Origin of the sequence: Nonomuraea sediminis (assembly GCF_018531495.1) — a bacterium.
GTDB classification, from domain to species: domain Bacteria; phylum Actinomycetota; class Actinomycetes; order Streptosporangiales; family Streptosporangiaceae; genus Nonomuraea; species Nonomuraea sediminis.
On the sequence record NZ_JAHDTI010000002.1, the window covers coordinates 695,886 to 722,651 of the forward strand.

Consider the following 26,766-nt stretch of genomic DNA (forward strand, 5'->3'; position numbering starts at 1 on the left):
GATCGGCGGTTCCTCGAGCTCCTCATCGACACGGTCATCATCGGCATCGAGGATTCCGAGGGCTGGACGGAGCTCGGCGTCCTCGGGAGGCCCGGAAACTCCTGATCATCGCCGCGATATGTCCTTGCGGCCGATGCCTTGACGGGGATTAGAGGCCGATGCATTGTTGCAGAGGCTTTGCATGACTTTCGGGGATCACCATTACCGTGCCCTCATTCCGGCTTGCCCGAAAAGGGGATCTCAGATGCGCGAGCTAACCAATTACGAGCTGCTTTTCGGCGACCTGGACTTCCGCCAGGGAGACGAGGCCAGATCGGTCACCTCACCCGCGGCGTACCTGGTAGATCTACTGCGCCTGCTCGACGAGGAGATCGACGGAGCGACGCTGCTCGACCGGCGATCAGACATCCAAGATATTCTGCTCGACGCGCAGAACACCTCCACCGAGCGTCCTTATTTGGAGGTGGTGGTAGAGATCCTGAAGAAAATCGTCGGCGACAAGCCGTACGAGCAGTTACGGACGGCGCAGTACCCGTTCGATAAACCCTTCCAGCTCGCTTATGAGCAGCTCGGCGTATTCCTGAAGGAGCGCGGGGTCGGGCGGGAGGAGCTGCCGCGGCTGTTCGGGGCGGCCGTGGACGTGCTGGCCGCCGAGGCGCTCGGGCTCTCGCCCGAGATGGTGGACGTGGTGACCGTACCCCGACCGAACGAACGCGACCAGCGGGAGTTCTACAAGACCCAGAAGCTCACCGATCTGGAGGACGTGGAACGTTTCAGGGCGACCGTCGGGCTGACCGAGGTCGAGCTGACCGAGCTGCTGGCCGGGACGTTCACCGGCGTCAAGGGGCGGCTCCGCGTCACGCTGGACTGGCTGGACCGGGTCAACCGCTTCGTCCGGCTGGCGCGGCGGACCGGGCTCGCGTTCGGCGACCTCGACCTGGTGCTGCACACCTGCTGCGGCGACCAGCTGAACCTCGGCGCGCTTCGCGTCCTGGCCGCCGTGCGGCACGTCGCCGAGACGATGGAACTGCCGATCGACGTGGTGGTGAGCCTTGCCTACCCGGCGCAGCCCGCGACCGTCGCGCCGGAGGTCGGCGCCGCCGAGCTGGACCGGGTCCGGGCGCGGTTCGCCGAGGCGCACGTCGCATCCCCCGCCCCGCAGGCGCTGCAGCGCGCGGCGCGGCTGATGACCGCGCTCGGGACCACGGCCGACGAGCTGTTCGACCTGCTCAAAGTCATGGATGGAACGGTCCCGGTCCCGTTCGCCATGAACCGCGGCCTCCAGGACTGCCGGGTCATCCTCGCGGAGCCCGAGGTCGAGTCCGGGCTGTGGCTGGCGCAGGCACTGCCGCCGCTCGTGCGGTGGATGCGGGCCAACGGGCTGTCCGCACAGGACCTGGCCGACTTCGCCGGCGGGCCGGCCGACCACGCCAAGGAGGACAAGCAGCTCGCGGCGGCGCTGGAGGAGCGGCTGGCCGCCGTCAGGTCCGGTCCGCAGCTGTTCGTCTCCCCGCGCTTCAGCCGCCGCGCCTCCCGCGCGATCTTCGACGCCCTGCCCGGCGCCACGCCGTACGCGGCGCTGGTGGGGATGGCCGACGTCACCAAGGCCGACTTCCTCGGGCTCGGGCTCGGCGACCCGATAGCGGTGAAGATCTTCACGAACCTGGTGCTGCGCGGCTACCTGACGGCCGACGGATCGCTGGTCGAGGAGCCGCGCGAACTGGCCGGGGACTTCGCCGCCTACCGCGACAAGGTCGCCGACCTGCTGACCCGGCTCGGCGACTTCTGCTATCCCTCGGACCTGGAGAGCCTGCCGGAGCTGACGCAGCAGCAGCGGGACGAGCTGTACGACAACCTCGCCTACAACGGCTATCTCGGGCAGGGCGGCGAGATACTCGACGCTGACGTCCGTCACGTCAACGCCGAACTCGAGGACGTGGCCGAGCCGGTCGTCGAGCTGATCAGGAGCCGTGCCGCGACCTACGCCGCGGAGCCGCTGAAGATCGACCTGGGCTTCGAGATCGACGGGCTGCTGGACAACCTCGAGTTCAACGGGCACATCGACGCCGACGGCCACTACCGCGACAAGCGCCGCCTGGCCGAGCTGGACTACGCCGAGTTCGCGCTGGCCGCCGCGTTCGAGCCGCGCAAGGCCGACATCCTCTACGCGATCCAGCGGCAGCTCGCCCTGCGCCGCGCCGAGCTGTGCACGTTCCTGCCGGAGGCGTTCTCCGAGATCGCCGACAACGCGGCGGCGCAACGCGTCATCGACGCCGGATGGGTGGACCTGCCGGTGACGATCGGCCGCGTGCAGGCCATCGAGCGCGAGCAGCGGCGCTACCGGCTGGACCCGGACAAGCTGCTCGACCTCGGCTTCACCGAGGAGGAGCGGGACGGGCTGCTCACGCTGCTCTACCAGGCGGGCGACCTGAACGAGTCGCTGGCGATCCCCGAGGACAGGCTGGAGTTCTTCTGCGAGCCGACCAGCGTGCTCGACTTCAACCTGCCCGGCATGACCGACTTCATCGAGGACGTCTTCGCGCTGATGCACGCGGCGGCGCCGGAGCTGCGGGCCGGGACCGAGGAGATCGCGGCGGCGATCGCGGCACAGCACAAGCGGCAGGAGGCGGCCCTGCTCGCGGTGGCGCAGGAGGCGTTCGGCGTGCCGGCGACGATCGTGCGCGCGATCTGCGCGGCGATGGACGCCGAGCTGACCGACCTCATCGGTTCACCCGGCCTGGTCCAGCGGCGGGTGCGGGCGTTCGCGCGGCTCGCGGCCAAGGCGGGCCTGTCCGCGGCCGAGATCGGGATCGCGTTCGACGACCTCAAGCTCGCCGCCCGCTTCCCCGAGCCGCTCGCGCTGCCCGCGGGCGTGGGCCGGATCGACGCGCTGCTGGAGAGCGCCGACGGGTACACCTACCTGTTCAGCGGCGGCGCCTACTGGCGCTACAAGGACCGCGCCGTCGTCGACTCCTTCCCGGTCAGCGCGCTGCACAAGGAGCTGCGCGGGGTCGATGCCGCCTTCAAGCACCCCAGCGGCGCCGAATGGCTGGTCAGCGGGTCCCGCGCGTACGTACGCGAGCCGGGCGGAACCCGCTGGGCGGCCCGCGACCAGGCGTGGGGCCGGGTCAAGGACGCCTTCACCGACCCGAAGGGCGGGAAGATCAGGGCCGCCCTGGTCGACGAGGAGGGCCGCACCTACCTGTTCTGCGGCGACCAGTACGTCCGCTACTCCACCACCGACTTCGGCGCGGTCGACGAGGGCTTCCCGCGCCCGGCAGCCGAATTCGGCGAGCTCGGCTTCCAGGGCAAGGACGGCGCCTTCCACGCCTTCGCCGGCGCGGACTTCGCCGGCGCGCCCGCCGCCCTCACCGGCCCGCCGGACGCGGCGTTCGCCGACGCCACCGGCGTGTACGTGTTCAAGGGCGGCCACGTCGCCCGGCACACCGCCGCGCTGGAGAACGAGGACCTGCACGTCGACGACGGCTTCCCGGTGAAGATCGAGACCCGCTTCCCCACCGTGCCCGCCGAGTTCGAGAGCGGGGTCGAGGCGGCCTTCACCGACGCCGGCGGGGTGCTGCACCTGTTCAAGGACGGCCGTACGGTCGCCCTCAAGGGAAGCGCCGAGGTGGTCGCGACGGCCACCCGCTGGGGCACGATGCCGCAGGCGTTCCCCAGCGAGCACGTGGACTCCGCCTTCGTCGGCCTGGACGGGCGGACCTACCTGTTCAGCGGCGGGACCTACATCCGGTACTCCTCGGCCGACTACTCGCGGGTGGACCTGGGATACCCCCGGGCGATCTCCCCCGACTGGGGCGGGCTGACCGGCGTGGACGCCTCGTTCGTGCTCGACGGGGAGACCTACCTGTTCGGCGGCGGCCAGTACGTCCGCTACTCGACCGGGGACTACTCCAAGCCGGACGAGGGCTACCCGCAGCCCATGCCCGGAAATTTCTGGAACCTACCGGACTCGTTCGGCACCACCGTGGATGCCGTCTTCACCGGCGAGGACGGCCTCACCTACCTCTTCCGCCAGGACCGCTATGTCGTCTTCGACGCACGGCGACGCTGGTGGTCGGCGCCCAGGAAGCTCTCCGAGGACTGGGACAGCCTGCCCTTCCCCTCGGTCGACGCCGCCTTCGTCGGTCGCGACGGCCGGACGTACGTGTTCTCCGGACGCCAGTACGTCCGCTACACCACCGGCGACCACAGCCGCGTGGACGACCGCTATCCCGCCCCCGTCGCCGCCTTCTGGGGCCGGGCGCGCAACAACCTGGCCAGGACCGGGAGGGTCGACGCGGCGCTGCCGCTGGACGGGCACACCTACCTGTTCTCCGGCGACCAGTACATCCGCTACACCGGGACCGTCGCCGACCTCGGCTACCCGCGCGCCGTCGCGGACCTGAAGGCCGAGCCGCGGCTGGCCAACCTGGCCGTCGAGCTGGACGGCGTGGACGCGGCCTTCGCCGACAAGGGCAACGTCTACCTCCTGCGCGGGACGACCTGCCACGTGGTGTCCGAATCGCTCTACCGCGTCTACGACGCGCCCGACGTGGGCTGCGCGTACGTCGAGGACGGCGTCATGCTCGTCGAGGGGAAGGCCGGCTGGCGCCGGCACAGCGGGATCGAGGCGCTCGGCGTCGTCACCGGTCCGGTCCGGCCGCGGGCGTTGCGGGATGTGCCCGAGCAGTTCAGGTCGGGGCTCGACGCGGTGCTGCACGGCACCGATGAGGCGATCTATCTCTTCAAAGGGGAAAGCTGCTACAACACCCTGCTCGACCGCGCCTACCCGGTCAGCGAGGCCTGGGGCCGCCCGCGCGGGCTCGGCCCGATCGACGCGGCGTTCGCCGGCAGGGACGGCAAGACCTACCTCTTCAGCGGCCGCCAGTACAGCGACGGCGGACCGCCGCGCGACATCGCCGACGTCTGGGGCGGGCTGACCGGCGTCGCGATCGCCTACGTCTGGCAGGACGCGACCTACCTGTTCGAGCCGCCGGCTGAAGACGGCACGATGCGCTACCTCGTCTACTCCGGCACCGACTACACCGCTCCCGACCCCGGGTACCCCCGCACGACCGACGCCGGGTTCTGGAACATCCGGCAGGTGCCGCGGGCGGTGCTGCCGGTGGGCGACACGCTCGTGCTGCTCGGCGCGCGGACCTACACGCTGACCGACGGCTCGCTCCCCCGGCCGACCGGCCTGCTCTGGCGCGGCTTCGAGGCGTTCGAGGAGGACCTGACGGCCGCCTACACCGACGCGGACGGCACGGCGTACTTCTTCTTCGGCGAGCGGCGCACGCGCTACGCCGACGGCGCGTTCGGCCCGCTCACCCATCCGGCCGCGGACGGGTTCACCCGCGTGGACGCGGCCTTCACGAACCAGGGCCGCACCTACGTCTTCAGCGGCGACCGCTACGCCCGCTACTCGCTGGACGACTACCTCTACGCCGACCCCGGCTACCCCAAGCCCATCTCCGGAAATCTCCGCAAGGAGTTCCCCGGGCTGCCGGAGAGCTTCGAGGACGAGCTCACCACGATCGACGCGGTCGTGGGCGACCGGCGCAACGTCCACCTGTTCATGGGCGGCCGCTGCCACGTGGTGTCCCGCACGCTCACCGCGGCCTACGAGAACCTCCCCGGCCGCACCCGCCCGCTGACCGGCCGCATCGACGCCGCCCTGGTCATCGGCGAGCACACCTACCTGCTGTCCGGCGACCGCTACACCCGCTACACCGGCGACGACTACACCACGCCCGACGACGGCTATCCGCGCGCGATCGCCTCCGACCTGGCCACCGACCTGGGCGTCGCCACGCTGCCCGCCGAGTTCGAGTACGGCGTGGACGCCGGGTTCGCGGGCGGCGGCATCCACCTGTTCAAGAACGGCCGCTACCTGCGCGCCGACCGGCCGCAGGCCCCGGCTCCGCAGTGGGGCCGCGTCCGGTCCGCCTTCGACGGCGGCCTCGACGCCGCCTTCGCCGCGCCGACCGGCGAGGTGTACGCCTTCCGCGGCGACCAATTCGTCCGCTACACCCACGACCTGGACTTCGCCGACCCCGGCTTCCCCCGCACGATCAAGGACGACTGGGGCGATCTGCCGGTCCACTTCGAAACCGGGCTCGACGCGGCCTTCACCCTCGCCGGGCAGACCTACCTGGTCAAGGGCGAGGAGTACGTCTCCGGGTACCGGCTGGCCCGCCGGGTGCGCGAGGGCTGGGCCGACACCGCCGACTACCGGCTGGCCGACATCTCCACGATCATCCGCTTCGCCGCGCTCAACCAGGCGCTCGGCGCCGCCCTGACCACCCGCGACGAGGATCCGTACGCCACGATGGCGGGCCTGTTCGGCTGGGACAAGACCGAGCTGATGTGGGTGCAGCGCACCATGCCGTCCACCTCCGACATGGACTTCGCGCTCAAGGCGGTCGAGCTGTTCGCGTTGTCGCGCCGGGTCGGCGCGCCCCCGTCCAAGCTCGCCGCGGTCACCGGCGACCCGGTCCTCACCCTCGAACGCGACGCGCTGCTGTCGGCCGTGCTGGCCGGCCTCGGCCTGCACGACTCCGCCGACCTGTACGAGAAACTGCTGATCGACGTCGACATGGGCGCCAAGGGCGTCACCTCCACGATCCGCGAGGCGATCGCGGCGGTCCAGCTCTACCTGCACCGCTACCTGCTCGACCTGGAGCCCGGCGGCGACGAGGCCGACCGGGAGCGGCTGCACCGCTGGTGGGCGTGGATGAAGAACTACCGGGTGTGGGAGGCCAACCGGAAGGTCTTCCTCTACCCGGAGAACTACCTGCGGCCGGAACTGCGCGACACGAAGACGCCCGGCTTCGTGGAACTGCAGAACGATCTCCTGCAGTCCGGGATCACCTCGGCCACCGCGCAGCGGGCCTACAAACGCTACCTGGACGAATACACCGAGGTCTCGCGCCTGGCGATCGCGGGCGGCTACGTCGACTCGGCCGAGCAGGGCGTGCGCAGCCTGGTGCTGTTCGGCCGGACCCGCACCGAGCCGCGCCGCTACTACTACCGGCACGCCACCTTCCGCGACGGCGACAAGCTGGCCGCCACCTGGGGTCCATGGCTGAAGGTCGACGTGCAGATCGACGCCGAACGCGTCCACCCCGTCCGCGCCTTCGACCGCACGTTCGTCTTCTGGGCGAGCGTGGAGAACCTCCCTGCCGACAAACCGGACAGCACAACGATCGTGGCCACCAAACAGGGCGACACCCAGCAGGTGTCCGCGCCGGCCGTACGGCGCTGCGTGAAGATCTACTACTCCTTCCTCAACCTGAACCAGGAGTGGGTGCCCGCCCAGGTCCTGGCCACCGGCGCGCCCACCACCGAGGTGATCAACCAGGTCGTCCTGGCCGTACGGCCCGGCACGCTGTCGGACTCCGATCACGGCGCGATCGTCGTCTCCTACGTCGCCCTGACCCCGAAGGGGAGCTCCGCCGGCTCCTACGCGCTGACCCCCGAGCTCTACACGGTCAAGCAGGCCCTCATCGTGATGCCGCCGCAGCCGGGAGACGTCACCACGATCTTCGACGATCCGGTGGACCCTTCCTCCGTCGTCTGGTTCAACCGCCCCGCCGGGTTCGGCGACGGCTCGTGGTTCAGCGTGGACCACAAGGGCGGCAGCTTCCTGTGCCGGCCGCTCATCCCCGCACCGCTGGACCCGCCGGCGCGGCACACCTTCAAGACCAGCAGCGGCTTCCCGTCCTGGGACCGGGTGGACGCGGCCGTGGAGCTGCCCAGCGGCCTGCGGATCTTCTTCGACAACACGACGGGCCGCTACACGACCCTGCAGCCGGGGCGCACCCGGGTCGACAAGATCCAGAACATCCCGGCGCGCTGGGGCTTCACCGAGCCGCCCACGCATACGCCGCCCGCCCGCCCGCGCGCGGGGACGCCCGCCGTACCGCCGAAGAAGGTCGTCGGCTGGACCAGGGTCGACGCGGCCTGGGTGGAGCAGGGCCGCTACCTGTTCATCACGGGCGGCAAGCTGCTGGCCCGCTACACGCTGCGCCCGGACGGCTCGGTGCCCCAGGTGGTCGACGCCGGGTACCCCAAGCCGATCCCGAAGGCGGTCACCGCCGTCTTCCGCGGGTTCGCCTTCAGCGGCGCCGACTACGCCCGGGTCGCCGACTGGCAGTTCCATCCCACCGCCGGGAACTGGGGCGAACTGCCCGAAGGGATCACCGGTGCGCTGGAGACCGCGACCGACCTGCATCTGTTCTTCGGCACCGAGCTCGCCACCTACCCGAAGAAGGACGGCAGGCCGTACCTGTCCGCGGAGGTGCCGCACGACATCGTCCGGCTGACCACGAGCACCGCCTACAAGCTGAACCAGCGGCTGCTGTCAGGCGGGGTGGCCGCGCTGCTCGACACCGCCATGCAGGAGACCGACGAACTGCCCGCCTTCGACACCAGACGCTCGGACGCCACGACGATCCGGGTGCGCCCGGATCGGGTGGTCCCGGCCTGGCTGCCCGGCCGCTCCCACCTGGACTTCCACAGCGCCAACGGCATCTACTACTGGGAGATCTTCTTCCACGCGCCGCTGCTCATCGCGCAGTCGCTCAACGCCGCCCAACGCTTCGAGGAGGCCAGGACCTGGTACGAGTACGTCTTCGACCCGACCAGGTCCGACCAGTACTGGCGCTTCCTGCCCTTCCTCGGCGCCGACCCCGGCGCGCTGGCCCACGCGCTGCGCGCCGAGAACAACCCCGCGCTCGACCACGCGATCGCGCTGCTCGACTCGCTCGTGCCGGTCTTCCGCGGCATCGGCCTGCTCAGCGACGACCAGCGGCGGCAACTGGCCGACCTGGTGCAACTGCCGCCGAGCGAGGACCTGGCGGTGGCCGCCGAGCTCGGCAAGATCTACGACCTGATGGGCGGCAGGGCCGGGCTGCTCGACGCCTACCGCGACGACCCCTTCGACCCTCACGCGATCGCGGCGCTGCGGCCGGTGGCCTACCGGCGGGCGGTCGTGGCCGGCTACATCGACAACCTGATCGACTGGGGCGACCTGCTGTTCCGGCAGTACACGATGGAGAGCGTCGACGAGGCCAGGATGCTCTACATCTTCGCCCACGACCTGCTCGGCGACCGCCCGGAGAACCTCGGGCCGCTCCCGCTGCCTGCCACCACCTCCTTCCGCTCGCTGGAGAAGGTGCCCTTCGCCGACGAGCTGGTCCGGGTGCATTCCAGCGTGGCCGACCCGTACTTCTTCACGCCGGTCAACGGCGCGCTCGAGGGCTACTGGGACCTGGTGGCCGACCGGCTCACCAAGATCCGGGCCTCGCTCGACATCATGGGGGTGGCCAGGCCGCTGCCGCTGTTCGAGCCGCCGATCGACCCGATGGCGCTGGTCGAGCGGGTCGCCGCCGGCGGGGCGGCCGACCTGTTCGCCGCGCCGCCCGTGGAGGTGCCGCATCAGCGCTTCGCCGCCTCGCTCCGCAGGGCGCAGGAGCTGGCCGACCGGGCGCGCGACTTCGGCTCGGCCCTGCTCGAGGCGCTGGAACGGCGCGACGGCGAGTCGCTTCAGCTCCTGCAGGAGACGCAGGAGGCGGTGCTGCTCGACCTGACCCGCGCGATCAAGCAGGCGCAGGTCACGGCGGCCGAGGCGAACCTGGCCGCGACGGCCGCCGGACGCGACGCGGCCCAGTGGCGGGTCGGCTACTACGAGCAGATCATCGCCGAGGGCCTCTCGCCGCTGCAGGAGGCCCAGGTCGCGATGATGGCGCTGGGAGCGGCGGCGCACCTGACCGCCGGCGGCCTGAAGATCGGCGCGGCGATCGCGCACGGCGTCCCGCAGTCGCTCATCGGCCCGTTCATCATGGGCGAATCCATCGGCGGCGACCAGATCGGCGACGCCCTGGAGACCGGCGCCGAGGTCTCGGAGTCCCTCGGCGAAGGCCTGTCCATGCTCGGGGAGGTCCTCGGCGTGCGGGCCGATCAGGAACGCCAGGCCCAGGACTGGGAGCTCCAGCGCGACCTGGCCAAGCAGGACGTCACGCAGGCCGCCCACCAGGTGGCCGGGGCCGAGGCGCAACTCGCCGCCGCGCAGCGCGAGCTCGAGGTGCACCTGAAGCAGATCGCCAACCAGGAGGCGGTGACGGCGTTCCTGCGCGAGAAGTTCACCGGGGCCCAGCTGTACCAGTGGATGGCCGACCGCATGTCGGAGCTCTACTTCGCCGCGTACGGCATGGCCTACGACGCGGCCCGCGCGGCCGAACGCGCCTACCACTTCGAGCGCGGCAGCTGCGAGACCATGATCAAGCCGGTCTACTGGGACAGCCGCCGCAACGGCCTGCTCGCCGCCCAGTCACTCACCCACGACCTGGACCGGCTCGGCAAGGCCTACGCCGACGCCGACGCCAGACGGCTGGAGATCACCCGCAGGACCTCGCTGCTGGAACTCGACCCGGTCGCGCTGCTGACCCTGCGTGCCACCGGAACGTGCGAGTTCGCCCTCACCGAGGAGTTCCTCGACCACGACTTCCCCGGCCACTACCGCCGCCAGCTCCGCGCCATGGCCGTGAGCTTCGTGGACGCCGAAGGCCGGACCGTGACCGTGAACGCGGGGCTCAGCCAGACCTCGCACCGCACGGTCCTGTCCGCCGACCCGAAGGCCGTGCAGTACCTGCTCGACCCCAAGGGCACGCCACCCGAGTCGGTGCGCGCCGACTGGCGGGCCGGGCAGCGGATCGCGGTCTCGCACGTGCCGGACGGGTACGAGAACAACGGCCTGTTCGAGCTGCGCTACGACGACGAGCGCTACCTGCCCTTCGAGGGCACCGGCGCGGTCTCGACCTGGCGCCTGGACCTGCCGGGCCTGCGCACCTCCGACCGTCCCGAGTTCTACGACGTGCTCGTCACGGTCCGCTACAGCGCCGAGCACGGCGGCGACACGTTCGCCAACACCGTCAGAGGCCTGCTCAAGCCCTACCCGGCGGCGAAGTTCTTCGACGTCGCCGCCGACTTCCCCGACGCGTGGGACGACTTCGACGGCACCCTCACCCTGCCCATCACCCCCGACACCCTCCCCGACCTGTACGGCAGGCAGATCACCGCCCTCTACCCCGCCTACGGCCTGACCGAGGAGGGCGCGGCGCAGTTCTCGCTGAACGGCACCGCGCTCCCCGACGGCCGCCTGGTCCCGACGCCCGGCCTCACCGTCTCCGACAGCGGCCTGGCGCTCACCTTCTCCGGCGACCGCGAGGCCCTGCTCGGCCTCGGCCTGGTCGTCACCTATCGCGCCGGCATCCGCGGAAAGTGAGAGCACGATGTCACACTCGAGCACAAGAGGTTCCCGCAGCCCTTCCCGCAGCCCCTCCCGCAGCCGGTCGACGTCCCCCAGGAGGAACTACCAGTCCGACGAGGACATGGGCGGCAACGTCTCCGACCAGGACGACGGCGAGGGCTTTTACGCCGGTGATGACGAGGACTTCGTCGAGGAGGAGAACACCACCACCATCACCACCGACCAGCGCCGGCAGCTTGCGGCGGAACTCGGCGATGACCTGGTCTTCGACCTGGGTGACTACACCGGGCAGGACGACGAGCAGGAGCCCGAGGAGAAGGAGCCTGAGGAGAAGCCCAAGGAGACGCCCAAGAAGAAGAAGCGCAAGAAAGAGCTCAAGATCGAGACCGACACCGGCGACCGAGACGACCCGCAGGACGCCGAGTCGGAGCAGATCGCGAACGCGATCGCGCTGTCCCTGCTCGACCAGCAGGAGTTCGACGAGGTCGTCAGCAACTTCCCACCGGCCCAGCAGACCCCCCTCGACCGTACGGCCAGGAACTCCTACCGAGCCTGGCTCGCGAACAAACCCCTGAATCCCGGAGCCAGAACATCGGCGATCCTCAAGGTGGCCATGGAGGCCGAGCACCCCACCGACCCGGAGCTGTGGGCCATGATCGGCGAGAAGCTCCAGATCTACCCCGCGACCTGGGCGGAGATCCTCGGCCGCAGCTCGCTGCAGCACCTCGGCAACTTCAGCAACACCACGGCCATCACCGTCGAGCAGTTCTGTGAGAAGAACAAGCTCGACATCGCCGAATACCACGCGGCCATGAACAGCAAGGGGTACACGGTCTTCGGCACGGGCACCGAGGACGATCGGGAGATCGCCGGAAGCGACCACAACGCCAAGATCATCGAACTGACCCGATCCCTGCTGGGGAAACGCCTCGACGCGATGAAGAAGGTCCGCGATTCGAAGACCTCCGGTGTCGTACACGAGGGCTCCAGCAGGCAGCGCTCGCTGGACCGCCTGGCCTGGGTCATGAATGAGCTGAAGACGACGCGCGAGTGCGTCGCCGTGGCCAAACTCGCCAGCGACGAGCTGCGCCTGTTCGCCAACGTGCCGGACAACCAGATGATGTCCCACTTCATCCAGCTGATGCGGACCGCGATCGGCGATGTGGCGAACACCGAGGCTGAGATCAAGGCGATGTTCGACATCCTCAGCTCGAACAAGCCGCGCGGGAAGGCGGAATGGAGCCAGACGCAGCTGCGCCAGATGGAGCGGCGGCTGCGCAAGACGCTCGTCTTCCTCAACACGCTGAACACCGAGTGCACCAACCTGCGGGTGATCGCTCACACCAAGCAATACACGGGACCGCCCAATAAGGATGACCGCAAGGTGCACGCGGAAACGCAGGGCGCCGCCGTCATCGTCAAACGCCGCATGAACCTGCGCAGCAAAACCGCATCGGCGCCAAAGCGCGAAGAGAAGCAGCCGCGTCCACAGCAAAGCGAGTTCCCCGAGGTCAAGCAGGCCGCGCAGACCGCCGACCAGCTCATGGGGCAGGCGGAGTACAACGAGCTGGACAACCAACTGGAGCAGACCGAGATCGCCATCGGCATCTCCAAGCTGTGCTGCTTCTACTGCTGGCTGATGCTGGGCGCAATGGCCCAGAGCGAAGGTATCGCGATCAAGATCTCGGGAACCCACTTCAACACCTACAAGTGGCCCGTCCCCGACGATCTGACCTCCGAGAAGATCCTCACGGCGTTCCTCGGCCTCAACCGGGACAACCTGAATACCCAAGAGCAGATGCTGGCCAACGCCCTGAAGACCCCCAAGGGGCGGGCGGCCGTGATCCAGGCCATCAAGAACTACGAGATGGACGGCGGCGACACCATAACCGAGTACCCCTCGAGCGAGGACGAGTCCGACATCGACTACAGGTACACGGTCAAGCCCTCCGAAGAGGAGGTCGAGAAGCGGAAGCGCAGGCGCAGCGTCAAACCCGAGACCGGGACGAAGAAGCTGCGCCAGGGCCTCACCGCCAAGGACTCGATGCCGGTCGTGACGCAAACCGTCACCAACCGCGACGACGAGCTGGTCCTCAAGTTCCCGCGCCAGCTCGTGCAGGACACGATCGCCGCGATGCAGCCGCCGCCGACCACTCCGGTCCGGCGGGTCAACGCCATCAAAATCGTCCCTCCCCTCAACACGGACGGCACGAGGCGCCCGACCACCACGCTCAACTTCGCGACTCCGGTCGTCCTGCCCAGCCGCCCGGCTTCCGAGGGGCCCGTCCCGCTCACCCCACCCTCCAGCCCGACGCGGCGTCAACGCGATCCCGCCTCCACCGTGACCGTCGTGGAGGAGAAGAAGGACGTCGACATGACCGGAGACACCCAGGACCAGTAGCCGCCATCGGGTGGTCCGCCGGGCCACCCGATGTCCTGCGCCACGAGGTCAGAGCAGCCGCCTGATCTCGCCATATGCCCGGTAGAAGCCGCCGCGCCCGGCAGAGCGGACGCCGTCGACGACATAGCGGGCGCCCGCTTCCCGGACGGACTTGGGGAATTGCACGTTCCACGACTCGTAGCCTGGGCTGACGACGCGGACCCGCAGCCGCTCGCCGTCCCTGACGCACTCCACGACCACGCCGTCGTCGCTGGTCTCCAGCACTGTTTCCAGTACGGTGGACGGCTCGACCACCGCCAGCGACGCCGCCGCCTTGACGTCCACCGGCTGGGGCACGCTGCCCGACCGGGCCGCGGCGATGGCCGCCTCGCTGGCGTCGATGCAGGCCAGCGAGCCGTCAGTGGTGACGATGTAGAGCCGGTCGTCCAGGAACTGCATGGAGAACGCCGACCCGCACCCGGTGGCGAGCTTCCACAGCCGCTCGCCTGAGGCGTCGAAACAGTAGACCGAGGAGTGGCTGTCGCCCGCGAACACGTGGCGGCCGCCCGGCGAGGTGGCGCAGTAGTAGACGGGCCCGTCGCACTGGTAGACCGCCTCCACCCGGCCGTCGCCCTTGGCCAGGCGGTGAACGGTACGGCGGGCCGTACCCGCGTAGACCGAATGCTCCTCCTGCCAGCCGAACAGCACGTCCCCGGCCAGCTTGTTCTCCCAGACGAGCTTCCCGTCGGAGGTGTCGTAGCGGGCGACCCCGTTCGAGTGGCCGTGGTAGACGGCGTCCTCGTCGCACCTGACCATCCAGGCGGACTCGCCGCTGCCGGTGCGCGCCCACTGGAACTCGTCCTCGTAGTCGATCGTGGTGATCCGCCCTGCCCGGTCGGAGACGCCGAGCACGCCGTCGTGGATGTCCAGCCAGTAGATGTCCACGTCGGCGGCGATCTCGTAGGCCGACCTCGGCACCTTGCCGCTCAGGTCGTACACGCGGCCGTCGTCGCACCCGGCGTAGATCCAGAAGTCGTCGGCCACGATGCACTTGACGCCGTCGGGCAGCCGGAAGCGGCCGGTCACGGTGCCGGAGTGGGTGACGGTGTAGACGTCGCCGCGCTGGTTGCCGACCCAGCAGCGCTCGCCGTCCACGAAGATGCCGAACGCGGCCGCGCCGCTGTCGAAGCGCCACAGGACTGGCGCCTGCTGGGCGGTCGAGCGGGTGCTGGCGATGGCCCTGCGGGTGACCGCCCGGCGCTGGCGCACCCCGCGGACAGCGGGCTCGTAGCCCTTGCGGGTCTTCTCGCCGATCTTCTTGTCCGCGGCGGCCTGGGCCTTGGCCTCGCTGGGGAAGGTGGTGACCTTCGCCTGGCCCGGCTCGCCGATGCGTCCGTAGGTGATCGTGACCTCTGTCCCCGCCACGGTCACCTCATAGAACTTGTGCGATCCGCCGCCGTCCTCAGACAGCTCGAGGTAGGTCATGTCCGCTTCTCCGTGTTTGCCGGGCTTGATCAATTGCACGGGAGACTAGATCACCACAACGACAGAAACAGCCCAACGTGCCCGGATCACGCGACTGGCAAGAAGATCAGCATCGAGATCCAGGCGATCAGGTCAGCTCGAGGAACGCCCGGGTGAGCGCCGAGGGGCGGTCGCGGCGCCAGATCAGCGTCATGAGGCGGTGTGGCGCGGGTTGCCGCAGGGGGATCGTCGTCAGAGAGGATCCGGGCCCGTCCGCGACCGAACGGGGAAGCAGGGCCACGCCGAAGCCGCGCTCGACGAGCTCGGCGAGCACGACCAGGTCATCGGTCTCGACGGAGATCTCCGGCGTGTAGCCCGCTTCGGCACAGGCCGCCTCGAGTACGGCACGCAGCCCGGTGCCGCGGGTGAGGGTGACGATCTTCTCGCCACGGAGGTCCGCCAGGGTCGTTTCGGCGGCCTGGGCGAGAGGATGGCCGGACGGGACCGCGATCACGAGTGGCTCCGCGGCGATCTCCGAGCCGGCCAGCGTGGCCGGAAGCCGCTGCCCGGCAGGCCCGGCGGGAAGGCGGTGATCCAGGGCGCCGATCACGGCCGCGTCGAGCTCGCCCGCCACCACCTGCGCCGTCAGGTGCTCCGGATCGCCGGTGCGCAGCGTCAGCCGGATCTCGGGGTGGCGGCGCTGAAGCTCGCCGAGCTGGTCCAGCAGCGAGGGCGGCGGCGAGGGCACGGTTCCCACCGTGAGCCTGCCCGCGAGCACACCCCGCAGCGCGGCGACCGCGTCGCGCCCGGCGGCAGCCGCCTCCAGCACCGCCCTCGCGTGCGGCAGGAAGGCCTCGCCCGCCGGAGTGAGCCGGACGCGGCGCTCGGACCGGTCGAACAGCCGCTCCCCCAGCTCGCGTTCGAGCTGCGCGATCTGCTGGCTGATGGCGGGCTGGGCGACGTGTACGCGGGCGGCGGCCCGGGTGAAGCTGCCTTCCTCCACCGCGGCCAGCAAATACTGCAGCTGACGCAACTCCATAAGGCAAGCTTATCCAAGCCCATATGAAACATGTCTTGGACTTATGAGTGGGCTGGAGCTCAGAATTCAGACATGTCCCGTCACCGCCAGGCGCTGATGATCTGGATCGCGGTCCTGCCCACGCTCACCGTCCTGCAACTGGCCCTCGGCGGCCTCCTCGAGGCGGTCCCGCCGTACCTGAGGCCTCCGATCATCGCCACCCTCATGGTGCCGATGATGGTCTACGTACTGATGCCGCTGCTGCAGCGCATCGACGCACGACTGACTAAGAGGGCAGGCAACCGGTGAAGGCCGTCTCGAACGACGTGTTGGACGCGAGGTGGGCGAGGTAGCGCCCGTCGCTGTCGAACATCATCGTCCTGGAGGACTCTAGCGGCCGCGTCCGCCCTTGTCGGCTTTCGCAGGTGACGCAGGGTCAGGGCAGGCCAGATGCGGCGCGGTCGGCGTCGATCAGGCCGGTGAACAGGGCGACGGTGGCGGTGGCGATGTCCCGGAGCGTGGCGTCGGGGATCGCCGGCTCGCTTTCGAACGCGCGCTGGACGGTCCGCGCGAGCAGGTCCGCGTGCCGTTCGAGGTCGCCGGAAGGGGCTTCGGCCCGCAGAAAGCCCTCGAAGGTGGCCTGGTAGGCGTAGCCGATCTCGTCGACGGGCAGGTCGTCGCGGAGCAGTCCATGCTCGGCGAGCAGCCCGAGGTAGTCGCGCGCCACATTGGCGTGCCGCTCGTCGCGGTCGGCGTCGGGGGAACTGGTCAGCTTCCCGAGCAGGTGCGGGTCGTCCAGGAGGAACCCGTGCAGCAGCGGGCGGTTCGTGATGGCCAGGAAGTAGACGCGCGCGAAGTTGTGCAGCAGGCACACCCGGTGGTCCTGCCGCAGCGCCTGCCGTAGCTCGTCCATCGCGTAGAGCACCTCGCGCGCGAAGACCGCGGCGAAGAGCTGCTCGCGGGTCTTCCAGTGCAGGTAGACGGTGCCCTTGCCGATGCCGATCCCGTCCGCCACGTCGTCCATGGTCACGCGCCGGTAGCCGTGGCGCAGCAGCAGGTCGGCGGCCGTGTCGAGGATCCGCGTGGCCCGTTCGGCCCGCTGCTGGGGATCCCGGACCCGTTCGGCGTTGGTGCTCACGCACGAACGTTATGACCAGTTGCGAGATTTCGTCAAACACAACTTGCAGTTGACGAATTTTCAAAAATCGTCATATCGTCGGCGCCAGAAGCCTCTGCGACAGGAGTGAGTCATGTACAAGACCGTGCTCGTCACCGGCGCCACCGGGAACCAGGGCGGCGCCACCGCCCGCCACCTGCTCGCCGACGGCTGGCAGGTCCGCGCCCTCGTCAGGGACGCCACCACGCCCGCGGCCACCGCGCTCGCCGCCGCCGGCGCCGGACTCGTCCGCGGCGACCTCGACGACCTCGCCTCCGTCGAGGCGGCCGCACGCGGCGCGTACGGCATCTACAGCGTCCAGTCCGCCAACGACAACGAGATCGCCCAGGGCAGGAACGTCGCGGACGCCGCCAAGGCCGCGGACGTGCAGCACCTGGTGTACTCATCGGTCGGCGGCGTCGAGAGCCAGAACCGGTTCTACGTGGAACAGGGCTGGGGCCCCATCGACAAGTGGCAGATCGAGGAGCACATCCGCGACCTGGGCGTGCCCGCGACGATCCTGCGCCCCGCCGGGTTCATGGAGGACTTCACCAGCCCGGCCAGGTTCTTCCAGAGCGGCTCGCTCAACGTGCCCTGGCACGACGACCTGATCATGCAGCTCATCGCCATCGAGGACACCGGGGCGTTCGCCGCGCTGGCCTTCGCCGAGCCGGACGTCCACCTGGGCAAGGCCATGGAGATCACCGGGGACCGGCTCACCGCGCCGCAGATCGCCGACGCGCTGGGCAGGGCGGCCGGTCGCCAGGTCCCGCACACCCAGGTTCCGCTCGAGCTCCTCTGGGAGCACAACCCCGAGGTGGCCAAGGTCTTCACCTGGGCGAACGAGACCTACTACGACACCGACCTCGCGCCCCTGCGGAAGGCCCACGCGGGCCTCCTGGACTTCGACGCCTGGCTCGCCCGGTCGGGCAAGGCGCGACTCCTTGCCCAACTGGGCTGATCAGTAGGCCCCGGCGTTGAGTTCCTGGAGGATGGCCTGCCCGGCCGCGCGGTGCTCGGCGGCCGCGGCCGGGTCCGTCTCGTCGAGTACGGCCGCGACCCCCTCGTGGGCCAGCGCCTCGGCGTACCGGTTGCCCAGCTTCGGAGCCAGCTCCAGCGCCTCGCGGTGCAGGCGTAGAGCCTCCTCAGGCAGGCCGGCCAGGCGGCAGGTCTCGGCGTAGCCGTTCAGGAAATGGATCTTCCAGTGTTCCTCGAAGAGCTCGTCCAGAAGGGCGAAGGCCTGGCGGTGGCTGGCCAGCGCCTCCTCGTAACGGCCCATCTGGCGCAGCGCGACGCCCAGGCAGTTGAGGCACCAGGCCTCGTTGTGCTTGTGCCCGTCCTCGCGGGCCAGCGCCAGGGCCTCCTGCAGGTGTTCGACCGCTTCGCCGGGTTGCTCGTGGGCGATGGCCACGCCGAGGGTGATCCGGGCCGTCAGCGGGAGTGCCGAGGCCGGGTCGCCGTGCGGGGTGTCCAGTGCCTGCCGAGCCAGCCGCGCCGCCTCCTCACGGTGTCCCAGCTGCAGCATCGCCCAGGCCTCGTACGCGGTCGCGTGGGCCGCGCCCATCGGGCAGTCGGCCTGCGTGTACAGCTTCCCGGCCTGCCGGAACAGATCGAGCGGCTCCTCGACGTAGCCCTCGTCCCACTTCAGGTAGCCGCGGCGCATGGCCAGCTCGGCCTCGGACCAGGTGTCCCCCGTCTGGGACACCAACGGCGCCGCGGCCTCGTAGGCCGCCTCGGCCTCCGCCATCCGGCCCGCGTTGTACCGGGCGAAGCCCAGGTCGCTGTGCGCCTCGGCCAGCTGCAGCGGATCGCCCAGGCGCTCCGCGGCCACCAGCGACCGCTCGAACAGGACATTCAGGTGCGTGGTCCCGCAGCGCCGCGCGAAGAATGTCCGCATGAAACGCGGCAGCTCGCACGTATGGGCATCGGCTCCGGTGGCGACCGCCACCTCGAAGGCGCCCATCAGGTTCGCGTACTCCGTGACGAACCAGTACAGAGCCGCCTTCTTGTCGGCGAAGCGCGGCAGGTCGGCGGGAGGCCGTCCCGCGGAGGCCGCCCGGCTGCGCGACAGAACCGGCATCGCGGCGTCGGCGGCGGCCGCGGCGTGCACGTAGTAGTCGAGCACCCGGCCCAGCGCCTGCTCCCGCTCGGCCGGTGAGTCCTGCTCCTCGGCGGCCCGGCGCGCGTGCTGGTGCACCAGGTCGTGCAGCCGGTAGCGGCCGGCCGTCGGCTGCTGGACCAGGTGCGCGTCCAGCAGGTTCTCCAGCATCGCCCGGGCGCTGCGCAACGGCACGTCGGCCAGCGCCGCCGCCACGTACTCGTCGAAGGACGATCCGAGCAGCCCCAGCAGCCGGAACAGGCGGCGCTGTTTCCAGTCCAGCTGCCGCACTGACATGGCGAAGACGGTGTCGAACTCGTCGGCGCCTTCCTGCATCCGCTCGACCAGGATGCCCACGGTCCAGCCGGGCCGGTGCCGCAGCCGGGCCGCGGCCAGGCGCAGGGCCAGCGGCAGGTGACCGCACAGGCGCAGCACCTCGGCCGCGGCCTCCGGTTCGCGGCCCAGCCGTCCGTCGGCGCCGCTGGGGTCGCCGCTGGCGCGGGCCAGCAGCTCCGCGCTCTCCTGAGGGGTCAGCACGTCCAGCGACACCGGGGGCACCTCGTCCAGCCCCAGCAGCCGGTTGCGGCTGGTGATGAGGGCGACGGATTCGCCGGCGCCGGGCAGCAGCGGCCGGACCTGGTCGGCGTCGGCGGCGTTGTCGAGCACCACGACCGCCCGGCGGCTCGCCAGCTCCGCCCGCCAGCAGGCGGCCAGCGGCTCGATGCCGCCCTCCTGCGGGATCTTCTCCGAGGCGACGTCGAGCGCGGCGAGCAAGGTACGCAGCGCGGCGTCGTGGTCGAGGGGCTGACGCCCTTCGGTGAAGCCGTGCAGGTCCAGATAGAGCTGGGCGTCCGGGTAGTCGGCGGTGAGCCGGTGCGCGGCGTGCACCGCCAGCGTGGTCTTGCCGACGCCCGCCATGCCGTCGACGGCGACCACCCGGTTGCTGTCCACCGCGGCGAGCACCGCTGCGAGCTGGGCCTCACGCCCGGTGAAGTCGGGCGCGTCGCGCGGCAGATCGTTGCGCGGTGGCCGCGGGGCCCCGGCCGGCGCAGAAGGCGGCTGGACCTGGCGGCTGGTCTTCGGCGGCGCCGGCAGCGGGTTCGAGGCCCGCTCCCACATGGGGCGCAGCGGGCGGGGGTCACGCTTGACCAGGCGGCACAGCGCGAGCACCGCGGGCCAGGGCGGCACCGTCTGGCCGCTGAGGTAACGCGACAACGACGACGAGCTCAGACCCGCGTCCCGCGCCAGGGCCCGTACGCCGAGCCCGGACAGCTCCTGGAGCATCCGCAGCCTGGCAGCCAACTCATCCTGCGGATCGGCCTGCACAACCACCGCTTCCCCACCCTTTCTGTCCCATCCCCGCCAAAACTTCCCAGACAGGATCATCGCTGGTCAAGGCCGTTTCAGCTGTCCCAGCGTGTCCCATGCCCCTCCTCCTGGCAAACCGGACCGGCTGAGATGGAGTCACACGCCAAGAGCAAGAGGAGAACACCGAAATGCAGTCTCGTATGCAGAACCCCGCCGTCATCCTGTCCGGTGCGATGCAGCCCATCCAGGACATCTTCAAGGCCGTGCACTCCGGTGGGGTGGAGAAGGAGATCCTGGAGCTGGTGCATCTGCGGGTCAGCCAGATCAACGGCTGCAGCGCCTGCGTCGACGGCGGCGTCAAGACCGGCCGCAAGGCCGGGGTGAGCGAGGAGAAGCTGGCCACGGTCGTGGCCTGGCGGGAGACGCCGTACTTCACCGAGGAGGAGCGGGCGGCGCTGGCGCTGGCCGAGGCTGCCACGCGGCTGGCCGACCGTCCCGACGCTGTCAACGACCAGGTGTGGGACACCGCCGCCACCTACTTCGACGAGAAGCAGCTGGCCGCGATCGTGCTGATGATCGGCGTCACCAACCTGTTCAACCGGCTCAACGCCACCACCCGCCAGATCGCCGGCGCCTGGGGCTGACCTCCCCGCGCACCTCACCACCGAGCCACATACCGGAAGGAAGCCTGTAATGAACGACACGACGAAGACCTACGACGGATTCACCGCCGAGGAGCGCGACGCGATGAAGCAGCGCGCCAAGGAGCTGAAGGCGTCCACGCGCCGCGCATCGCGCGCCGACAAGGCCGCCGAGGAGGAGGCCGCCGTCCTCGCGAAGATCGCCGAGATGACGGAGTCGGACCGGGTCCTGGCCGAGCGGTTCCACGCGGTCGTCAAGGCGAGCGCGCCGGAACTTGCGCCGAAGCTCTGGTACGGCATGCCCGCGTACGCCAAGGACGGCAAGCTCGTGTGCTTCTTCCAGACCGCGCAGAAGTTCAACGCACGGTACGCGACGTTCGGCTTCAACGACAGCGCCAACCTCGACGACGGATCCATGTGGCCCACCTCCTACGCCCTGACGCAGCTGACCCCCGCCGACGAGGCGAGGATCGCCGACCTCGTAAGGCGAGCAGCAAGCTGAGACCCGAACGCACTCGCGCGGACAGGGGCGCGCCGGCGCCCCACGACGTCCGCCGCGGGTGAAATTCGGGTGACATTTGGTGGCTCTTCCCCCAATGTTGAGCGGGGGCGATGAGTTTTGTCGGTGGTGTCGGTCAGTCTTTGTGTGACCACGACTACTTGTGAGATCCCTGGCTGCGATGGCGGCCACGACCACGTCTTGTCCGACAACTCCGATCGAGGTGCCGTGTCCGCCCCAAAGCTTGATTCCCCCACAGAGTCCCCAGCCCCCGCTGCGGGTCGTACCCCGGCCGTGGTCCGGCTGCTGGTGCTTGCCACCTTCGTGGTGATCCTCAACGAGACAATCATGATCAACGCGATCCCTCGGCTGATGGACGCGATGCACATCACCGAGCAGACCGCGCAGTGGCTCTCGACCGCCTTCATGTTGACCATGGCCGCGGTCATCCCTATCACCGGATGGTTCCTCCAGCGGGTGTCCACCCGTAGTGCGTACACCACCGCGATGACTTTGTTCCTGATCGGCACGGCACTCGCCGCCGTCGCGCCGACGTTCGCCGTGCTTCTTGGCGCCCGGATCGTCCAGGCGTCGGGCACGGCCGTGATGATGCCGCTGCTGATGACCACGCTGATGCAGGTTGTGCCCGAGTCTGACCGTGGCCGGGTGATGGGCAACGTCACGCTGTCCATCTCGGTCGCCCCCGCACTTGGCCCGGCGATCTCCGGAGTGATCCTCCAGTTCGGGTCCTGGCGCCTGCTGTTCGTCGTGGTGCTCCCCATCGCCGCCCTGATCACCTGGCGCGGCCTGAAGCAACTCCAGAACGTCGGCGAGACTCAGGTCAGCGTCATCGACTGGTTCAGCGTGGTGACCGCCGCGGCCGGTTTCGGCGGCCTGGTCTACGGGCTCAGCCGGTTCGAGGGCGGTGACGTCCGTGTCGCCGCCGCGATCGTGGTGGCGGGCCTGGTTCTCATCGCCGTCTTCGTCTTCCGCCAGCTGAAGCTGCAGAAGCTCGACATGCCGCTGATGGACCTGCGCACCCTGAGTCGCCGCACCTACACGGTCGCGCTGATCCTGATGTCGGTGGCCTTCATGGCGATGCTCGGCTCGATGATCCTGCTGCCGCTGTACCTGCAGAACATCCGCGGGCTCAGCGCCCTGCAGACCGGGCTCCTGGTGATGCCGGGCGGTCTGGCGATGGGTCTGCTCGGTCCGACCGTCGGCCGCCTGTTCGACAAGTTCGGCGGCCGGGTGCTGGTCATTCCCGGCGCGATCGTGATCTCGCTCGCGCTCGCCGGCTTCACGCAGGTCTCGATGACCATGCCGTACTGGGTGATCCTCGCTCTGCATGTGCTGCTGATGCTGGGCCTGGCCGCGACCTTCACCCCGGTGTTCACCCTCGGGCTCGGCGCGCTCACCCCGCAGCTCTACTCGCACGGCAGCTCGATCCTGGGCACGCTGCAGCAGGTCTCCGCGGCCTTCGGCACCGCGCTCGTGGTCACCGTGATGAGCGCGCGAGCCGACGCGCTGAAGGCCGAGGGAGTCACCACGGTGCTCGCCAACCTCGACGGCATGCGCCTGGCCTTCATCATCGGCGCGGTGCTGTCGATCGCCGTGATCATCACCGCCGTGCTCCTGCCCGCCCGCGCCGACAACGCGGGCGAGCTCGAGGGCGCCGGGATGCACTAGCGCATCGGTCAGCGGGGGCCGAGGCCTGCGTCCCGTGCGCGGGCCACGGCCGCCGAACGGTCGGTGACGTGCAGTTTGGCGAAGATGTTCGACACGTGATTGCGGACGGTCTTCTCGCTCAGCACCAACCGCTGCGCGATGGCGTGATTGTTGAGCCCGGCCGCGACGAGCTCGAGCACCTCGAGTTCACGGTCCGTCAGTTCCGGGATCGGGCGCGGGCGGGCCGGCTGAGTGGACAGTACGGCCAGCACCTGGCTGCCCGTCGAGGCGCCGAAGACCACCTGCCCGGTCGCCACCGCCTCCAGTGACCGCACGATGTCGGCCCCGCTGGCCTCCTTCAGCAGGTAGCCGCGGGCGCCGGCGCGGATCGCCGCCAGGACCGTCTCGTCGTCGGAGAGCATGGTCAGTGCCAGCACGGCCACCTCGGGGTGTCGCTGGGTGATCCGGGAGGTGGCCTCGATCCCGCTGATGCCGGGCAGGTGCAGGTCCATCAGCACCACCTGCGGGGCTACCTGTTCGACCAGCTCGACGGCGGCCTCACCGGTACCGGCGACCCCCACGACCTCCACCTCCGGCAGGTCGCGGAAGAGCGAGACCAGTCCTTCGGCGAACACCGGGTGGTCCTCCACCACCATCACTCTGATCATGAGGCCGCCGCCAGCGGCAGCCTGACGACCAGGTGCGTGCCTGCCCCGGCGTCGGTGAGCAGCTCGAACGTGCCGTTCAGCTCCTCCGAGCGGCGCCGCATCGAGGCCAGGCCGAACCCGTGGCGGACCGGCGCGCCGACACCCACGCCGTCGTCCTCGACCCGTAACTCCAGGGCGTCCGTGGCGCGCAGGGTGACCGTGCAACGGGAGGCCATGGCATGCCGTACGGCATTGGTCAGGGCCTCGGCGGCGATGCGATAGGCGGCCAGCTCGACCGGCGGCGGGAGCGCGGGCAGGTCGGGCGGGACCTCCACCTCGACGGCGAGGTCGCCGGCGAAGCCGCGGCCGAGCTCGGTCAGCGCCCCGGCCAGCCCCAGGTCGTCCAGCGGCGGCGGGCGCAGGTCGTTGACGATCGAGCGGACGTCCTCGACCGTGCCGCGGATGCGCCGGGACAGCTCCTCCATCACCTGCTTGGCCCCCTCCGGATCGCGGTCCACCAGCCGGCGGCTGCGCTCGGTCTGGAGCGCCAAGCCCGCCAAAGTGGGGCCGAGCCCGTCATGGAGCTCGTACAGCAGGCGGTCGCGCTCCTCCTGCCGGGCCGCCAGCATCCGCCCGTGGGACCGCTCCAGGTCCGCGCCGAGCCGATGGGCGTGTACGGCTACCGCCACGTGCGGCGCCAGCTCCGCCACCAGGGGACCGTCCTTGACGCGGAGCCGCTCACCCAGCAGCAGCGTGCCGACACGCCGGCCCCGGTGCAGCAGCGGCACCCGCTCCACCACATCACCGGGACGGCCCGAGGACGCCACGACCGCGCCCGACTCCTCGACCGCCACGTAGTGGATCCGCAGCACGCGGCCGACCTCCGCCGCCATCCGCTCCAGCAGGTCGCCGGGGGCGCCGGCGTCGGACAGCCGCGCGCCGAGCCGCCGCAGCGCCCGCGCCGGGTTCTCCCGGTCGCCGTACACCAGGCGGTTGGCGCCGGCCAGCACCCGCACGTACAAGGGGTGCACCGCGAGCGCCACGATCACCGCGGACGCGCCCGCGCCGATGACGCCGCCGAGCGTGAACGCGACCAGCGCGTACGCGCCCAGCAGCGACACGGCGAGCGCGCCGAACGCCAGCGCCCGCGACAGCAGAGGGTCCAGGTCCCACAGCCGGTGCGCCACGATCGCGACCGAGACCGCGACCGGCAGCGGGACCGCGGCCAGCGCGAGGACGACCGGCCCCCACGGCACGGCAAACGCCACCCCCGCCATGCTCACGGTCAGCAAGGCCGCCGCCAGCACCCACTGCAGCCGCCTGCGCACCTCCTCGCCCGAGGCCCGGTAACGGACGACCAGCGAGGCGACCGCCGCCATCACCGCCGCGACGGTGCACACCGTGCCGATCGCGCTCACGGCATCGGGAAGACCGGTGAGCTCGGACAGCGGGCCCTGGTACCCGGCAGGGAAGAGCCTCGGAACGTTCTCGTAGGTCACCGGTCGCAGCGCCCAGTCCAGCGTGGCGAGCGCGACCCCGACGAACGCCGCGGCCATCGCGGGCCGCCAGCGGCGCGAGGGCAGCCGCCCGTCGGGGAAGAGCATCAGGAAGACCGTCGGCACGAGCAGGTACGCGGGCACCCACAGCCAGTTCGACACCCACATCGCCCAGTCGTCGCCCGGCAGCCGCCCGCCCTCCACGCCACGGTTGATGCCCAGCAGGCCGTACGCCCCCAGAGCGACCCCCAGCGCCTGGGCCGCCCCGACGGACACCATCACCCAGCCGACCCGGAACCCCGGCCGCTGCGACACCACGAACAGGCCGGGCACCCCGAACGACAGCGCCGCGACGACGCGGAAGGCGTCGAACCGCTCCACGATCCCCGCCACGCCCAGCGCCCGCAGCCGGGGCTCCACCGCCAGCGCGGCAACGACCAGAACAAGGAGCATGCCGCCCGCCACGACGGCCCGCCAGACCGATCTGTCCGTCATGAGGTGCATCGTGTCACCCGGCTGTCCCGCCGTCACGGGACGAGAAGTCCCGACGCGCTCGGGACCACAGGCTCATGACGCCCTCCTCCCTCACCACGCATGCTCAACGAAACCCATTCGCTCTGGAAAGGAGATGGACATGCCCATCAGAGCGGCGTTGTTCGCCGGTGTGGGCCTGCTGCTCGTCATGGACCTCGTCGGCGCGTTCCTGTCCCTGTACGGCGGGCTGAACGCGACGCTCCTGGACGCGCTCGGCTCCCAGGCACGGCTTTCCGCACCGATACCGATGATGATCGCCCAGATCGTCCTGGTGATCTGCGCCACCCGCCGCCACCGCGGCCTGGCCATACCCGCGTCCGCGCTGCTGGTGGTCGCAGGAGCGCTGGCCTTCCTGTCCGGCTTCTACGACGGCGGCTACGCAGCCGACCTAACGGCGGGCCAGCGCATCTACCAGATCGCCCTCGTCTCCGCCCACCTGGGCGTAGGCCTCCTAGCCCTCCTCAGACTCACCCAACTACTCCGCCGAAGCGTCTCGTAGAACCAGTCCCGGCGGATTGGTTCTAGGGCCAAGCGCCGGAGGAGCCAGAATCTCCGCTGCGAGCACGGACAACGTCGTCAGGCTCA

General features: G+C 70.2%; 14 protein-coding genes. 8 read left to right on the forward strand and 6 right to left on the reverse strand.

Features of this window, described 5'->3' with window-relative positions; genetic code table 11:
- Positions 1 to 244: 244 nt before the first annotated feature.
- Positions 245 to 11,287: a Tc toxin subunit A-related protein gene (locus tag KIK09_RS59055; RefSeq protein ID WP_214318722.1), complete on the forward strand. Its 11,043-nt coding sequence runs from the start codon at positions 245 to 247 to the stop codon at positions 11,285 to 11,287.
- Between the two features lie 106 nt (positions 11,288 to 11,393).
- Complete coding sequence (locus KIK09_RS11290) at positions 11,394 to 13,673, forward strand: hypothetical protein (RefSeq protein ID WP_214318724.1); 2,280 nt, start codon at positions 11,394 to 11,396, stop codon at positions 13,671 to 13,673.
- Between the two features lie 48 nt (positions 13,674 to 13,721).
- Here KIK09_RS11290 and KIK09_RS11295 read toward each other — a convergent pair whose 3' ends face one another.
- Both KIK09_RS11295 and KIK09_RS11300 read right to left on the reverse strand, forming a co-directional pair.
- Positions 13,722 to 15,137, reverse strand: coding sequence for a WGR domain-containing protein (locus tag KIK09_RS11295; RefSeq protein ID WP_214318726.1), 1,416 nt, complete (start codon positions 15,135 to 15,137; stop codon positions 13,722 to 13,724).
- Positions 15,138 to 15,264: 127 nt separating this feature from the next.
- The gene (locus KIK09_RS11300; protein ID WP_214318727.1) at positions 15,265 to 16,155 is read right to left on the reverse strand and encodes a LysR family transcriptional regulator; all 891 of its coding nucleotides are present in this window, start codon (positions 16,153 to 16,155) and stop codon (positions 15,265 to 15,267) included.
- A gap of 72 nt (positions 16,156 to 16,227) precedes the next feature.
- On the opposite strand from KIK09_RS11300, the gene KIK09_RS11305 reads away from it, so the two are divergent.
- Positions 16,228 to 16,443, forward strand: a complete 216-nt coding sequence (locus tag KIK09_RS11305; RefSeq protein ID WP_214318728.1) for a putative antibiotic biosynthesis monooxygenase — start codon at positions 16,228 to 16,230, stop codon at positions 16,441 to 16,443.
- Between the two features lie 127 nt (positions 16,444 to 16,570).
- On the opposite strand, the gene KIK09_RS11310 is transcribed toward KIK09_RS11305, so the two are convergent.
- Entirely contained in the window at positions 16,571 to 17,272 is a 702-nt protein-coding gene (locus tag KIK09_RS11310) for a TetR/AcrR family transcriptional regulator (protein WP_214318729.1), read from the reverse strand.
- A 112-nt stretch (positions 17,273 to 17,384) separates the two neighbouring features.
- Between KIK09_RS11310 and KIK09_RS11315 the strand changes: the two genes are divergently transcribed.
- Positions 17,385 to 18,251 (forward strand): NmrA/HSCARG family protein, encoded by an 867-nt coding sequence (locus KIK09_RS11315; protein ID WP_214318730.1) that lies wholly within the window; start codon positions 17,385 to 17,387, stop codon positions 18,249 to 18,251.
- Here the strand turns inward: KIK09_RS11315 and KIK09_RS11320 are convergent, their stop codons facing one another.
- Positions 18,252 to 20,720, reverse strand: coding sequence for a tetratricopeptide repeat protein (locus tag KIK09_RS11320; protein WP_308164025.1), 2,469 nt, complete (start codon positions 20,718 to 20,720; stop codon positions 18,252 to 18,254).
- A 164-nt stretch (positions 20,721 to 20,884) separates the two neighbouring features.
- Here KIK09_RS11320 and KIK09_RS11325 point away from each other — a divergent pair, with 164 nt between their 5' ends.
- From KIK09_RS11325 to KIK09_RS11335, 3 genes are all read left to right on the forward strand, one after another.
- Complete coding sequence (locus KIK09_RS11325; protein ID WP_214318732.1) at positions 20,885 to 21,340, forward strand: carboxymuconolactone decarboxylase family protein; 456 nt, start codon at positions 20,885 to 20,887, stop codon at positions 21,338 to 21,340.
- A gap of 49 nt (positions 21,341 to 21,389) precedes the next feature.
- Positions 21,390 to 21,839, forward strand: a complete 450-nt coding sequence (locus KIK09_RS11330) for an iron chaperone (RefSeq protein WP_214318734.1) — start codon at positions 21,390 to 21,392, stop codon at positions 21,837 to 21,839.
- Between the two features lie 306 nt (positions 21,840 to 22,145).
- Positions 22,146 to 23,525: an MDR family MFS transporter gene (locus KIK09_RS11335; protein WP_308164079.1), complete on the forward strand. Its 1,380-nt coding sequence runs from the start codon at positions 22,146 to 22,148 to the stop codon at positions 23,523 to 23,525.
- Between the two features lie 8 nt (positions 23,526 to 23,533).
- On the opposite strand, the gene KIK09_RS11340 is transcribed toward KIK09_RS11335, so the two are convergent.
- Complete coding sequence (locus tag KIK09_RS11340) at positions 23,534 to 24,160, reverse strand: response regulator (protein WP_250572894.1); 627 nt, start codon at positions 24,158 to 24,160, stop codon at positions 23,534 to 23,536.
- Positions 24,161 to 24,168: 8 nt separating this feature from the next.
- Positions 24,169 to 26,142, reverse strand: a complete 1,974-nt coding sequence (locus tag KIK09_RS11345) for a sensor histidine kinase (protein WP_214318740.1) — start codon at positions 26,140 to 26,142, stop codon at positions 24,169 to 24,171.
- A gap of 139 nt (positions 26,143 to 26,281) precedes the next feature.
- Here KIK09_RS11345 and KIK09_RS11350 point away from each other — a divergent pair, with 139 nt between their 5' ends.
- Positions 26,282 to 26,680 (forward strand): hypothetical protein, encoded by a 399-nt coding sequence (locus KIK09_RS11350; protein ID WP_214318742.1) that lies wholly within the window; start codon positions 26,282 to 26,284, stop codon positions 26,678 to 26,680.
- The last annotated feature ends 86 nt before the right edge of the window (positions 26,681 to 26,766 follow it).